13 protein-coding genes are annotated in these 12,719 nt (G+C 72.3%); 12 read left to right on the top strand and 1 reads right to left on the bottom strand.

The window, feature by feature from the left end; genetic code table 11:
- Positions 1-12 precede the first annotated feature (12 nt).
- The 10 genes from ruvX to nusB all read left to right on the top strand — a co-directional run bounded on the left by ruvX (position 13) and on the right by nusB (position 9,985).
- Complete coding sequence (gene ruvX, locus Sdi02f_RS20585; RefSeq protein WP_218030780.1) at positions 13-477, top strand: Holliday junction resolvase RuvX; 465 nt, start codon at positions 13-15, stop codon at positions 475-477.
- Positions 478-605: 128 nt separating this feature from the next.
- On the top strand, positions 606-2,351 hold the full coding sequence (gene mltG / locus Sdi02f_RS20575) for an endolytic transglycosylase MltG (RefSeq protein WP_108933810.1): 1,746 nt from the start codon (positions 606-608) through the stop codon (positions 2,349-2,351).
- Positions 2,332-3,171, top strand: a complete 840-nt coding sequence (locus Sdi02f_RS20570) for a shikimate dehydrogenase (RefSeq protein WP_030399069.1) — start codon at positions 2,332-2,334, stop codon at positions 3,169-3,171. The genes mltG and Sdi02f_RS20570 overlap by 20 nt, the downstream gene beginning before the upstream one ends.
- A 594-nt stretch (positions 3,172-3,765) precedes the next feature.
- Positions 3,766-4,950, top strand: coding sequence for a chorismate synthase (gene aroC / locus Sdi02f_RS20560; protein ID WP_030399068.1), 1,185 nt, complete (start codon positions 3,766-3,768; stop codon positions 4,948-4,950).
- Positions 4,947-5,462: a shikimate kinase gene (locus tag Sdi02f_RS20555; protein WP_108933809.1), complete on the top strand. Its 516-nt coding sequence runs from the start codon at positions 4,947-4,949 to the stop codon at positions 5,460-5,462. Before aroC ends, Sdi02f_RS20555 begins: the two co-directional genes overlap by 4 nt.
- Entirely contained in the window at positions 5,459-6,550 is a 1,092-nt protein-coding gene (gene aroB / locus Sdi02f_RS20550; protein ID WP_030399066.1) for a 3-dehydroquinate synthase, read from the top strand. The genes Sdi02f_RS20555 and aroB overlap by 4 nt, the downstream gene beginning before the upstream one ends.
- Positions 6,551-6,717: 167 nt before the next feature.
- Positions 6,718-7,644, top strand: coding sequence for a Pro-rich N-terminal domain-containing protein (locus Sdi02f_RS20545; protein ID WP_053638409.1), 927 nt, complete (start codon positions 6,718-6,720; stop codon positions 7,642-7,644).
- Between the two features lie 171 nt (positions 7,645-7,815).
- Entirely contained in the window at positions 7,816-8,922 is a 1,107-nt protein-coding gene (locus tag Sdi02f_RS20540) for an aminopeptidase P family protein (protein ID WP_031082889.1), read from the top strand.
- A 65-nt stretch (positions 8,923-8,987) separates the two neighbouring features.
- The gene (gene efp, locus Sdi02f_RS20535) at positions 8,988-9,554 is read left to right on the top strand and encodes an elongation factor P (RefSeq protein ID WP_030399063.1); all 567 of its coding nucleotides are present in this window, start codon (positions 8,988-8,990) and stop codon (positions 9,552-9,554) included.
- 2 nt (positions 9,555-9,556) lie between these two features.
- Entirely contained in the window at positions 9,557-9,985 is a 429-nt protein-coding gene (gene nusB / locus Sdi02f_RS20530) for a transcription antitermination factor NusB (protein WP_030399062.1), read from the top strand.
- Between the two features lie 229 nt (positions 9,986-10,214).
- Here nusB and bldD read toward each other — a convergent pair whose 3' ends face one another.
- Positions 10,215-10,718 carry a transcriptional regulator BldD gene (bldD, locus tag Sdi02f_RS20525; protein WP_007447547.1) on the bottom strand — a complete coding sequence of 168 codons (504 nt, stop codon included), beginning with the start codon at positions 10,716-10,718 and terminating at the stop codon, positions 10,215-10,217.
- A gap of 297 nt (positions 10,719-11,015) precedes the next feature.
- Here bldD and pyrR point away from each other — a divergent pair, with 297 nt between their 5' ends.
- Both pyrR and Sdi02f_RS20515 read left to right on the top strand, forming a co-directional pair.
- On the top strand, positions 11,016-11,621 hold the full coding sequence (gene pyrR / locus Sdi02f_RS20520) for a bifunctional pyr operon transcriptional regulator/uracil phosphoribosyltransferase PyrR (RefSeq protein ID WP_031082888.1): 606 nt from the start codon (positions 11,016-11,018) through the stop codon (positions 11,619-11,621).
- Between the two features lie 113 nt (positions 11,622-11,734).
- On the top strand, positions 11,735-12,715 hold the full coding sequence (locus Sdi02f_RS20515) for an aspartate carbamoyltransferase catalytic subunit (RefSeq protein ID WP_030399060.1): 981 nt from the start codon (positions 11,735-11,737) through the stop codon (positions 12,713-12,715).
- Positions 12,716-12,719: the final 4 nt, after the last annotated feature.

Here is a 12,719-nt window from a genome sequence, read left to right as displayed (position 1 = left end):
GACGGCCCGGTGATGCGCCGCGGCCGCCGCCTGGCGATCGACGTCGGCGACGCCCGTATCGGGGTCGCGTCCTGCGACCCCGACGGCATCCTCGCCACCCCGGTGGAGACCGTCCCCGGCCGCGACGTGCCGGCGGCGCACCGCCGCCTGCGGCAGTTGGTCGCGGAGTACGAGCCGATCGAGGTCGTCGTCGGCCTTCCCCGCTCCCTCAAGGGGGGCGAGGGCCCGGCCGCGGCCAAGGTCAGGAGCTTCACCCAGGAGCTGGCCAAGGGCATCGCGCCCGTACCGGTCCGGCTGGTGGACGAACGGATGACGACGGTCACCGCCAGCCAGAGCCTGCGCGCCTCCGGGGTGAGGTCCAAGAAGGGCCGGTCCGTCATCGACCAGGCCGCCGCTGTGATCATCCTCCAGCAGGCACTGGAATCCGAACGGGTGTCAGGCAGGCCCCCCGGCGAGGGCGTCGAAGTGGTCATCTGATCGCGGTACGGTAACGTTCCGCGCGATGCGGAGGCATTCGAACAGCCACCGCACAGCAAGAGGCGGAACGGAAGCGGGCCCTTCGGCACAGGCCACGTCCCCCGTCGCCTCGCGGCCCTAGGGGATCGATGACTGAGTATGGCCGGGGCCCAGGCTCCGAACCGTGGCATCCCGAGGACCCGTTGTACGGGGACGGTGGATGGGGCGGACAGCAGGCCCACGCGGGCATGCAGTCCCCCTACGGCGGCCAGCCGCAGCAGTACCCGGAGCAGCAGGCGCAGCAGCAGTACGGCGACTGGAGCAACGGCGGCCAGCCCCAGTACGACCAGTACGGGCACCAGCAGCACCCCGAGCCGCAGCACGACCAGTACGGTCATCAGTACGACCAGCAGCAGTACCAGCAGCAGTACGGTCAGCACCAGTACGACCAGCAGTACGCGCCGCAGGCCCAGCCGCAGCAGGGGTACGACAACGGCGGCTGGGACGGCGGCACCCACCCCCAGGCGCACTACCCGGCGGACCCGTCCGACCCCTACGGACAGCAGCCCGGCCCATACGGCGCCGAACAGCCCGACTACTACGGCACCCCCGAGGCGTACCCGCCGCCGGAGCCGCCCACCCGCCGGCGCGCCGAGCCCGAGCCCGAGCCGCAGCGCACCGACTGGGACCCCGGACCCGACGAGGGGGAGCACGCCTTCTTCGCGGGAGGGGGCGGCGACGAGGACGACGACGCGGCGGACGGGAGCCGTGCGGACCGCGGGGACCGCAGGTCCCGGGGCGGGGGAAAGCCCAAGAAACGCCGCAGCGGATGCGCCTGCCTGGTGGTCTGTGTGGTGCTCGGCGGCGGCGTGGCGGGCATCGGGTATTTCGGCTACCAGTTCTACCAGGATCGTTTCGGCGCGGCCCCGGACTTCGCGGGCGCCGGCAACGGCGAGCAGGTGACCGTCACCATCCCCAAGGGCGCCGGCGGCTCCACGATCGGCCAGGAACTCAAACGCCAGGGCGTGGTGAAGAGCGTCGACGCCTTCATCGCCGCGCAGCAGAGCAACCCGCGCGGCAAGAGCATCCAGGACGGCGTGTACACGCTGCAGAAGGAGATGTCCGCCGAGAGCGCGGTCGAACTCCTGCTCAGCCCGAAGAGCCGCAGCAACCTGATCATCGCCGAGGGCAAGCGCAACGCCGCCGTCTACGAGCTCATCGACAAACGCCTCGGAGTGAAGGCGGGCACCACCGCCAAGGTCGCCAAGTCCGAGTACAAGAACCTCGGCCTGCCCGAGTGGGCGCTGAACCACAAGGACGTCAAGGACCCCCTGGAGGGCTTCCTCTACCCGTCCAGCTATTCGGCGGCCAAGGGGCAGAAGCCCGAGGACGTGCTCAAGCAGATGGTGGCACGTGCCAACGAGCAGTACGACAAGCTCGGCCTCGAACAGAAGGCGACGGGCCTCGGCCTCAAGGATCCGTGGGAGCTGCTCACCGCCGCGAGCCTGGTGCAGGCGGAGGGCAAGACGCACGACGACTTCCGCAAGATGGCCGAGGTCATCTACAACCGGCTCAAGGAGTCCAACACCGAGACGAACCAGAAGCTCCAGTTCGACTCGACGTTCAACTACCTGATGGGCCAGAGCAAGATCCACATCAGCGAGTCCGAGATCAACAGCAACATGGACCCGTACAACACCTACACCAACCGGGGCCTGCCGCCCGGTCCCATCGGCAACCCGGGCGACGAGGCCCTGCAAGCGGCGCTCGACCCGACCGAGGAGGGCTGGATCTACTTCGTGGCCACCGACGGCGTGGACAAGACCGAGTTCGCCAAGACCCACGACGAGTTCCTGAAGCTGAAGGACAAGTTCGATGCCAGCCACGGCAACTGACCGGCGCCGGGCCGCGGTGCTCGGCTCCCCGATCGCCCACTCCCTCTCCCCGGTGCTGCACCGCGCCGCCTACGCGGAGCTGGGCCTCACGGACTGGGCGTACGACCGCTTCGACGTCGACGAAGCGGCGCTGCCCGGCTTCTTCGAGGAGCTGGGGCCCGAGTGGGCGGGGCTGTCGCTGACCATGCCGCTCAAACGGGCGGTCATCCCGCTGCTCGACTCGGTCAGCGAGACCGCGGCCTCCGTCGACGCGGTGAACACCGTGGTGTTCGGCGAGGACGGGCGCAGGGCCGGCGACAACACCGACATCCCCGGCATCGTCGCCGCCCTGCGCGAGCACGGCATCGAGAAGGTCGAGACCGCCGCGGTCCTCGGCGCCGGCGCCACCGCGTCCTCCGCGCTGGCCGCACTGGCCCGGATCTGCTCCGGCGAGGTCGCCGTCTACGTGCGCAGCGCGGCACGCGCCGCCGAGATGCGGGGCTGGGCGGAACGGCTGGACGTCGACGTGCGCATCGCCGACTGGGCCGACGCCGAGGAGGCGCTGCACGCGCCGCTGGTCGTGGCCACCACACCGGCCGGTGCCACCGACGCGCTCGCCGCCGCCGTCCCCGGGATGCCGGCCACCCTCTTCGACGTGCTCTACGACCCGTGGCCCACCGCACTCGCCGCCCGCTGGTCGGCCCACGGCGGAGCCGTCGTCAGCGGCCTGGACCTGCTGCTCCACCAGGCGGTGCTCCAGGTGGAGCAGATGACCGGCTGTGCTCCCGCGCCGCTGGCCGCCATGCGAAAAGCGGGGGAGCAGGCGCTCGCGGATCGCTAGTGTCCCGTCCGGTTCCGCAGGGGGTGGAACCGGAGGGGAACACGGTCCATGAACACAGGCCCGCGGCCTGCCTCGGCCAAGAGCCAGATCTTCGAGGCCGTCCCGGGCTTCCTGCCCGACCGGGTGCAGAACACGGTGCTCGCGCCGGTCGTGCGTGCCCTCGTCGGGAGCGGGGCGGCCAGGGCGAAGCGCGCGCTCGCCCGGCGGCGTGCGAGGCGCACGGGCCGGGCACTGCCGGATGCGGCCCACCCCGGGCAGGGCACCGGCGCCGACCACCTGGGACCCTGGGCGCCCCCGCGACACGGGGGAGCGCGGCGCCGACTTCCTCGGCCCCGTGCCCCGGCGCGGCGGCAGGAGCGCGGCGCGGACCTCCTCGGTCCCCACGCTCCTCCGCGGCAGCAGGGCAGCCCTCCCGCCCGATGCCGCCGGTGTCCCGCCCGCCCGTCCGGCAGATGGACCGGCGACCGGGTCCCGCCGCCGGACGTGGGAGGATCGGAGGCGGCGGACCGGGGCCGCGCACCCGGTCGGACCGTCGCGTACACGGAGAAGACGCGTACGCGGGGCATACCGGGGCGCGAGCACTGAGGAGCACCGTTGAGCAGGTTGCGCTGGCTGACCGCGGGGGAGTCCCACGGTCCCGCACTCGTCGCGACGCTGGAGGGACTGCCCGCCGGCGTGCCGATCACCACCGACATGGTGGCGGACCACCTCGCGCGGCGGCGGCTCGGCTACGGGCGCGGCGCGCGGATGAAGTTCGAGCGCGACGAGGTCACCTTCCTCGGCGGCGTCCGGCACGGCCTGACGATGGGCTCCCCCGTCGCCGTCATGGTCGGCAACACCGAGTGGCCCAAGTGGGAGCAGGTCATGGCGGCCGACCCGGTGGACCCGGAGGTGCTGGCCGGCCTCGCGCGCAACGCCCCGCTGACCCGGCCGCGCCCCGGCCACGCGGACCTGGCCGGCATGCAGAAGTACGGCTTCGACGAGGCCCGTCCGGTGCTGGAGCGCGCCTCGGCCCGGGAGACGGCGGCGCGTGTCGCGCTGGGCGCGGTGGCCCGCTCGTACCTCAAGGAGACGACCGGGATCGAGATCGTCAGCCATGTCGTCGAGCTGGCCTCGGCGAAGGCGCCGCACGGCGTGTACCCGACGCCGGACGACGTCGAGCGGCTGGACGCCGACCCGGTGCGCTGTCTGGACGCCGAGGCGTCCGAGGCGATGGTCGCCGAGATCGACCAGGCCCACAAGGACGGCGACACCCTCGGCGGCGTCGTCGAGATCCTCGCCTACGGCGTGCCGGTGGGCCTCGGCTCGCACGTCCACTGGGACCGCAAGCTCGACGCGCGGCTCGCGGGCGCGCTCATGGGCATCCAGGCGATCAAGGGCGTCGAGATCGGCGACGGCTTCGAGCTGGCCCGTGTGCCCGGTTCCCTGGCACACGACGAGATCGTGGGCACGCCCGACGGCATCCGCCGGGTCTCCGGCCGCTCCGGCGGCACCGAGGGCGGCCTCACCACCGGTGAGCTGCTGCGGGTGCGCGCCGCGATGAAGCCGATCGCGACCGTGCCGCGCGCCCTGAGGACCGTGGACGTGACCACCGGCGAGGCCGCGCAGGCCCACCACCAGCGCTCCGACGTGTCCGCGGTCCCCGCCGCCGGCATCGTCGCCGAGGCGATGGTGGCCCTGGTCCTCGCCGACGCCGTGGCGGAGAAGTTCGGCGGCGACAGCGTCACCGAGACCCGCCGCAACGTGCGCTCCTACCTCGACCACCTGGCCATCCGGTGAGCGCGCCGCTGATCGTCCTCGTCGGACCGATGGGCGTCGGCAAGTCCACCGTCGGGCAACTGCTCGCCGAGCGGCTGGGCACCGGGTACCGGGACACGGACGAGGACATCGTCACCGCCCAGGGACGGGCCATCGCCGAGATCTTCGTGGACGAGGGCGAGGGCGCCTTCCGGGCCCTGGAGAAGGAAGCGGTGCGCAGCGCGCTCGCCGAGCACGACGGCGTCCTCGCCCTCGGCGGCGGCGCCGTCCTGGACGCCGACACGCGCGCGCTGCTCGCCGGGCAGCGGGTCGTCTACCTCTCGATGGACGTCGAGGAGGCCGTCAGGCGCACCGGCCTGAACGCGGCGCGCCCGCTGCTCGCGGTCAACCCGCGCAAGCAGTGGCGCGAGCTGATGGAGGCCCGCAGGCACCTCTACGAGGAGGTCGCCACGGTCGTCGTGGCCACGGACGGCCGCACGCCGGAAGAAGTCACCCAAGCCGCCCTGGAAGCAGTGGAGTTGAAGGACGTATGAGCGAGGCAGTCACCCGGATCCAGGTCGGCGGCACCGCCGGGTCCGACCCCTACGAGGTCCTGGTGGGCCGTCAGCTCCTGGGCGAGCTGGCCGACCTGATCGGTGCCAGGGCCAAGCGGGTCGCGGTGATCCACCCCGAGGCGCTCGCCGAGACCGGTGACGCGCTGCGCGCCGACCTCGCCGAGCAGGGCTACGAGGCGATCGCCGTCCAGGTGCCCAACGCCGAGGAGGCCAAGACCGCCGAGGTCGCCGCGTACTGCTGGAAGGCGCTCGGCCAGTCCGGGTTCACCCGCACCGACGTCATCGTCGGGGTCGGCGGCGGCGCCACCACCGACCTGGCCGGATTCGTGGCCGCGACCTGGCTGCGCGGGGTGCGCTGGATCGCCGTCCCCACCACCGTGCTGGCCATGGTGGACGCGGCCGTCGGCGGCAAGACCGGCATCAACACCGCCGAGGGCAAGAACCTCGTCGGCTCCTTCCACCCGCCGGCCGGAGTCCTGTGCGACCTGGCCGCCCTGGACTCGCTCCCGGTCAACGACTACGTCTCCGGGCTGGCCGAGGTCATCAAGGCCGGCTTCATCGCCGACCCGGCGATCCTGGACCTGATCGAGTCCGACCCGCAGGCCGCACGCACCCCCGGCGGTCCGCACACCGCCGAGCTGATCGTGCGGTCCATCAAGGTCAAGGCCGAGGTCGTCTCCTCCGACCTCAAGGAGGCGGGCCTCAGGGAGATCCTCAACTACGGCCACACCCTCGGCCACGCCATCGAGAAGAACGAGCGCTACAAGTGGCGCCACGGCGCCGCCGTCTCCGTCGGCATGCACTTCGCCGCCGAACTGGGCCGCCTGGCCGGACGGCTGGACGACGCGACCGCCGACCGCCACCGCAGCATCCTCGAGGCCGTCGGACTGCCGCTGCACTACCGGTACGACCAGTGGCCCAAGCTGGTCGAGAACATGAAGGTCGACAAGAAGTCCCGCGGCGACCTGCTGCGCTTCATCGTCCTGGACGGCCTCGCCAAGCCCACCGTGCTGGAAGGCCCCGACCCGGCCGTCCTTCTCGCCGCCTACGGCGAGGTGGGCGAGTAGTACCCGGGTGGGCTCTTCCGTCCGATTCGCCCTGCCGGACGGGCACGTCGGACCGCCCCCGGCCGTTCACCAAACAACGGCCGGGGGCGGTACCGTTCCGTAGCAGAACGGCGGGCCCCCTTCCCGCCGCCAGCGCCCATCGCCTGTACGAGACGGAGTGGCACCGGATGCAGTACCCAGTGGGTTCTCCGCTGCCGCCGCCCCACCAGCCGGGGCACGGACCCGCCCTCGGCTGGTCCCCGGCCGCACCCCACCCTGGCTCCCCCCAGGGACCCGCCCCCGTACCGCCCCCGGCGCCGGGCCACCCCACGGCACCGCGCCGGGCCCCGGCCCCGCAGCAGCCGGCACCGGGGTCCGCCCCGCACCAGCCGGTCTCCGGGCCGGCCTCCCCTCCGCCGGTCCCGGGCCCGGGACCGCACCCGCCGGCCGCCGCCGCGCCCGTGCCGGACACCACCGGTCACGTGCCGTTGCCGCCGGGCGCCCCGGTGGCCGTGCCCAGCGTGCCGCCCGCCGCGGCCGCCGCGCCCGACCCCACCACGACCACCCTCGCCGTACTGCTCATAGGCCCGGCGGGGGCCGGCAAGACCAGCGTGGCCAAGTACTGGGCGGACCACCGCCGGGTCCCCACCGCGCACATCAGCCTCGACGACGTCCGCGAATGGGTCCGCTCCGGCTTCGCCGACCCCCAGACCGGGTGGAACGAGCACTCGGAGGCCCAGTACCGCCTGGCCCGCCGCACCTGCGGCTTCTCCGCGCGCAACTTCCTCGCCAACGGCATCTCCTGCATCCTCGACGACGCCGTCTTCCCGGACCGCCCGGTCGTCGGCCTCGGCGGCTGGAAGCGGCACGTCGGCCCCGGTCTGCTCCCGGTCGTCCTCCTGCCCGGCCTGGACATCGTCCTGGAGCGCAACGCCGAACGCAGTGGCAACCGCCGCCTCACCGACGAGGAGGTCGCTCGCATCCACGGCCGCATGGCCGGCTGGTACGGCTCCGGCCTCCCCATCATCGACAACTCCCAACTCGACATACCGGAAACCGCCCAGCTCCTGGACGAAGTCCTCTCCCGCTCCATAGCCAGCCCCCCGAACTGGTAGGCGCGGGGACCCGCAAGAGGCGCGGGGAACTGCGCGACCGGCCCCCACCGGCCGGTCGGACGCCGCACGACAACAAGCCCCCGCCCCGCTTGGCGCACCCGGCATCCCCCGGCCCCGCCCACTCGGCCCACCCGAGCGGCGCACCCACCGGGGGAGCCATACGCTCGGCTCATGTCAGAGGTCTACGCGGCCCGCCGGACGCGCCTACGGGAACGCTGCAACGCGGGCGGCAGCGCGGCGGCGCTCGTCTCCCGGCCCGCCAACGTGCGCTATCTCGCGGGCGCGGCGCCGCACGGCGCCGTGCTGCTGCTCGGCAGGACCGAGGACCTGCTGGTCTGCTCGGGCCCCCCGGACGACCGGCCGACCGAGGGCCGGCCCGACGAGTCCCTTGCGGTCCGCACCCTGCCCGGCCCCGGCGGCGACCCGGCCGTCACGGCCACCGGCCTCGCCGCGGACCAGGGCGCCGAGTCCCTCGCCACGGAGGACCACCACCTCACCGTGGTCCGGCACCGGGCGATGACCTCGATCGCCCCCGGCCTGCGCCTGACGGACCTCGGACAGGCCGTCGAACAGCTCCGGGTCGTCAAGGACGAGGAGGAGATCTCCTGCCTGCGCATCGGCGCCGAGATCGCCGACCAGGCACTGGGCGAGCTCCTGGAGTCCATCCTGGTCGGCCGCACCGAGCGGCATCTCGCCCTGGAGCTGGAACGCCGCCTCGTCGACCACGGTGCCGACGGCCCCGCCTTCCCCACCTCCGTCGGCACCGGACCGAACTCGGGACGCCGCGGCCACCGGCCCACCGACCGTCGGGTCGAGGAGGGCGACTTCCTCTCCGTGTGCCTGGGCGCGACGTACCGCGGATACCGCTGCGAGATCGGCCGCACGTTCGTCATCGGCACCTCGCCGGCCGACTGGCAGATCGAGTTGTACGACCTCGTCTTCTCCGCCCAGCGCTCCGGACGTGAGGCCCTCGCACCCGGTGCCGCCTGCCGCGATGTGGACCGCGCGGCCCGCCAGGCACTGGACTCGGCGGGGTACGCGGAGAACCTTCCGGCACTCACCGGTCACGGTGTCGGGCTCGAAATCGACGAGGACCCGCAGTTGGCCCCCGCGGCCATGGGTAAACTGGACGCTTGTGTGCCGGTCACCGTCGAACCGGGGGTTCACCTCCCGGGCCGGGGCGGGGTCCGGATCGATGACACGCTCGTCGTGCGCCCCGAGGCGGACGGCGGACCCGAGCTACTCACCATCACGACCAAGGAGCTGCTCGCGCTCTAGCCTCGCCGCTGGGCGCGCGTACCCGAGGTCGTCCACGTCAGTCCAGTCCAGGAGATTCCCCAACCGTGGCTTCCACGAACGACCTCAAGAACGGCCTGGTGCTCAAGCTCGAAGGCGGCCAGCTCTGGTCCGTCGTCGAGTTCCAGCACGTCAAGCCCGGCAAGGGCCCGGCCTTCGTGCGCACCAAGCTCAAGAACGTGCTCTCCGGCAAGACCGTCGACAAGACCTTCAACGCCGGGGTCAAGGTCGAGACGGCCACTGTCGACAAGCGTGACATGCAGTTCTCGTACATGGACGGCGAGTACTTCGTCTTCATGGACATGCAGACGTACGACCAGCTGATGATCGACCGCAAGGTCGTCGGCGAGGCCGCCCACTTCCTCGTCGAGGGCTTCGAGGCCACCGTCGCGCAGCACGAGGGCGAGGTGCTCTTCGTCGAGCTGCCCGCCGCCGTCGAGCTGACCGTCCAGGAGACCGAGCCCGGCGTCCAGGGCGACCGCTCCACCGGCGGCACCAAGCCCGCCACGCTGGAGACCGGCCACCAGATCCAGGTCCCGCTCTTCATCACCACCGGTGAGAAGATCAAGGTCGACACCCGTACGAGCGACTACCTCGGCCGGGTGAACAGCTAACCGTGGCTGCTCGCAACACGGCCCGCAAGCGCGCCTTCCAGATCCTCTTCGAGGGCGATCAGCGCGGCGCCGACGTCCTGACGGTGCTCGCCGACTGGGTCCGGCACTCCCGGTCCGACACCCGGCAGCCGCCGGTGAGTGAGTACACGATGGAGCTGGTCGAGGGGTACGCCGAGCGTGCCGGGCGCATCGACGAGCTGATCGCCCAGTACTCGGTCGACTGGACACTCGACCGGATGCCGGTCGTCGACCGCAACATCCTGCGCCTGGGCGCGTACGAGCTGATCTGGGTCGACGAGACCCCGGACGCCGTCGTCCTGGACGAGATGGTGCAGTTGGCGAAGGAGTTCTCCACGGACGACTCCCCGGCGTTCGTCAACGGCCTGCTCGGCCGGCTGAAGGACCTGAAGCCTTCGCTGCGCCGCGAGTAGCTCCGCAGGTTCTGCTGCGGGGACGTGGCGCCGTCGGGTGCGGCGGCACGGGCGGCCGCGGGTCGTCCGTGGCGGCTCGCGCCCACGCGGCCGCCGCCGCGAGATCGGCACAGGCCCGCGCCCCTCGCGGCGCTGCTCTCACGAAGCGTGAAAAGCCGCCGGGGTGGCTGGAACCGACCATTCGGTTCCAGCCACCCCGGCGGCACGTTTCTGCTGAGGCGGCAGCGGCTCAGAGTTCCTCGTGGGACGCCACCGCGCGGCGGGCGTCCGCGTCCAGGACGCCCCAGCTGATCAGCTGCTCGGTGAGGACCGAGGGCGACTGGTCGTAGATGACGGCGAGCGTGCGCAGGTCGTCCTGGCGGATCGAGAGCACCTTGCCGTTGTAGTCACCGCGCTGCGACTGGATCGTCGCCGCGTAGCGCTGGAGCGGGCCCGCCTTCTCGGCCGGCACGGTGGCCAGCCGCTCCAGGTCCAGGACCAGCTTCGGCGGCGGCTCAGCGGCACCGCCCGGGGTGGTGCCCGGCAGCAGCTCCTGTACGGGGACGCCGTAGAAGTCCGCCAGCTCGGCGAGGCGCTGCACGGTCACGGCACGGTCGCCGCGCTCGTACGAGCCGACCACGACGGCCTTCCAGCGGCCCTGGGACTTCTCCTCGACACCGTGGAGGGAAAGGCCCTGCTGGGTGCGGATGGCCCGGAGCTTGGCCCCGAGCTGTTTGGCGTATTCGCTGGACATATGGCTCCCCGGACAAGGTGTCGACGCGGCAGGCGCTGTTGTCGGCCGCGCGGCTGGTAACTCACTGTGAGGTTACGCAGCGTTACTCTCCTGCGTCAAGCCGAATGGTCCGCACCGACGCTTCCGTGGTATTCGCCCGCCGCTGCTCCGGACGGGTGACCGCGGTGCGGCACAGGGGTGACGGGGGCGTGTCAGGGGGGCCGCCGGACCGGTTCCGCGGGCCTGGTACCGTAGGTGGCGCAAATCCGACGTCCTTTAAGGTCCGTCCCGTGAGGCGGAGAAGGGGGTCCGTTTCGTATGGACAAGCAGCAGGAAAAGCAGGGCGGCCCGCAGCCGGCCGCGCAGTCCGAGGCCCGGCCCGTTCTGGAAGGGCCCGACATCGCGCGGGTGCTCACCCGCATCGCCCACGAGATCGTCGAACGCGCCAAGGGCGCCGACGACGTGGTGCTCCTCGGCATCCCGACCCGCGGCGTCTTCCTCGCCCGGCGGCTCGCCGACAAGCTCGAGCAGATCACCGAGCGCAAGATCCCGGTCGGCTCGCTCGACATCACCATGTACCGCGACGACCTGCGCATGCACCCGCCGCGTGCCCTCGCCCGCACCGAGATCCCCGGTGACGGCATCGACGGCCGCCTCGTCGTCCTCGTCGACGACGTGCTCTTCTCCGGCCGCACCATCCGCGCCGCCCTCGACGCGCTCAACGACATCGGCCGCCCGCGCGCGGTGCAGCTCGCCGTCCTCGTCGACCGCGGCCACCGCGAACTGCCCATCCGCGCCGACTACGTCGGCAAGAACCTCCCGACGTCGCTGCGGGAGACGGTCAAGGTCCAGCTCGCCGAGGAGGACGGTCGCGACACCGTACTGCTCGGTGCCAAGCCGGACGCCCCGGGCGCCCACCCGTAGCACCCGCGTACGAGCCCACCCGTGCCGTACGGGTGCTCGGCGTGCCCTCGCGCGCGCCCGGCCGCCCGAATTATCCCGCTCTTTCGCATGAATCGCCCTACGGAGCCTGACAGATGCAGCGTCATCTCATCTCGGCCGCCGACCTCACCCGCGACGACGCCGTCCTGATCCTCGACACCGCCGAGGAGATGGCCCGGGTCGCGGACCGGCCGATCAAGAAACTGCCCACCCTGCGCGGCCGTACCGTCGTCAACCTCTTCTTCGAGGACTCCACCCGGACCCGGATCTCCTTCGAGGCCGCCGAGAAGCGGCTGTCCGCGGACGTCATCAACTTCACCGCCAAGGGCTCCAGCGTCTCCAAGGGCGAGTCCCTCAAGGACACCGCCCAGACCCTGGAGGCCATGGGCGTCGACGCCGTCGTCATCCGGCACGGCGCCTCCGGCGCCCCCTACCGCCTGGCCACCTCCGGCTGGATCGACGCCCACGTCATCAACGCCGGTGACGGCACCCACCAGCACCCCACCCAGGCCCTCCTGGACGCCTTCACCATGCGCCGCCGCCTGGTCGGCCCCGACGCCGGCCTCGGCAAGGACCTCGACGGCCGCCGCGTCACCCTGGTCGGCGACATCCTGCACAGCCGCGTCGCCCGCTCCAACGTCGACCTGCTGCACACCCTCGGCGCGGAGGTCACCCTCGTCGCCCCGCCGACCCTGCTGCCGGTCGGCGTCGAGACCTGGCCCTGCGAGGTCTCCTACGACCTCGACTCCACCCTGACCAAGTCCGACGCGGTGATGCTGCTGCGCGTGCAGCGCGAGCGCATGAACGCCGCGTTCTTCCCCACCGAGCGCGAGTACTCCCGCCGCTACGGCCTCGACGGCGACCGGATGGCGAAGATGCCCGACCACGCCATCGTGATGCACCCCGGCCCGATGGTCCGCGGCATGGAGATCACCGCCGAGGTCGCCGACTCCGGCCGCTGCACCGTCGTCGAGCAGGTCACCAACGGCGTCTCCGTGCGGATGGCCGTCCTCTACCTGCTGCTCGGCGGCGCCGAACCCGCCGTCGCCCACGCCCGACCCACCGAGGAGAAGTAAGACG

The organism is Streptomyces ardesiacus, assembly GCF_003112575.1.
Taxonomy (GTDB): Bacteria; Actinomycetota; Actinomycetes; order Streptomycetales; family Streptomycetaceae; genus Streptomyces; species Streptomyces ardesiacus.
The sequence above is the reverse complement of the archived record's forward strand: the minus strand, read 5'-3'. Positions and strand labels throughout refer to the sequence as shown.

What these genes read in the sequence shown, in the direction of transcription:
- Sdi02f_RS20540 (WP_031082889.1), top strand. Translation starts at nt 7,816, where the DNA reads ATGTCAGAGGTCTACGCGGCCCGCCGGACGCGCCTACGGGAACGCTGC.
- Sdi02f_RS20570 (WP_030399069.1), top strand. Translation starts at nt 2,332, where the DNA reads ATGCCAGCCACGGCAACTGACCGGCGCCGGGCCGCGGTGCTCGGCTCC.
- Sdi02f_RS20515 (WP_030399060.1), top strand. Translation starts at nt 11,735, where the DNA reads ATGCAGCGTCATCTCATCTCGGCCGCCGACCTCACCCGCGACGACGCC.
- pyrR (WP_031082888.1), top strand. Translation starts at nt 11,016, where the DNA reads ATGGACAAGCAGCAGGAAAAGCAGGGCGGCCCGCAGCCGGCCGCGCAG.
- bldD (WP_007447547.1), bottom strand. Translation starts at nt 10,718, where the DNA reads ATGTCCAGCGAATACGCCAAACAGCTCGGGGCCAAGCTCCGGGCCATC.
- ruvX (WP_218030780.1), top strand. Translation starts at nt 13, where the DNA reads ATGCGCCGCGGCCGCCGCCTGGCGATCGACGTCGGCGACGCCCGTATC.
- aroB (WP_030399066.1), top strand. Translation starts at nt 5,459, where the DNA reads ATGAGCGAGGCAGTCACCCGGATCCAGGTCGGCGGCACCGCCGGGTCC.
- mltG (WP_108933810.1), top strand. Translation starts at nt 606, where the DNA reads ATGACTGAGTATGGCCGGGGCCCAGGCTCCGAACCGTGGCATCCCGAG.
- Sdi02f_RS20545 (WP_053638409.1), top strand. Translation starts at nt 6,718, where the DNA reads ATGCAGTACCCAGTGGGTTCTCCGCTGCCGCCGCCCCACCAGCCGGGG.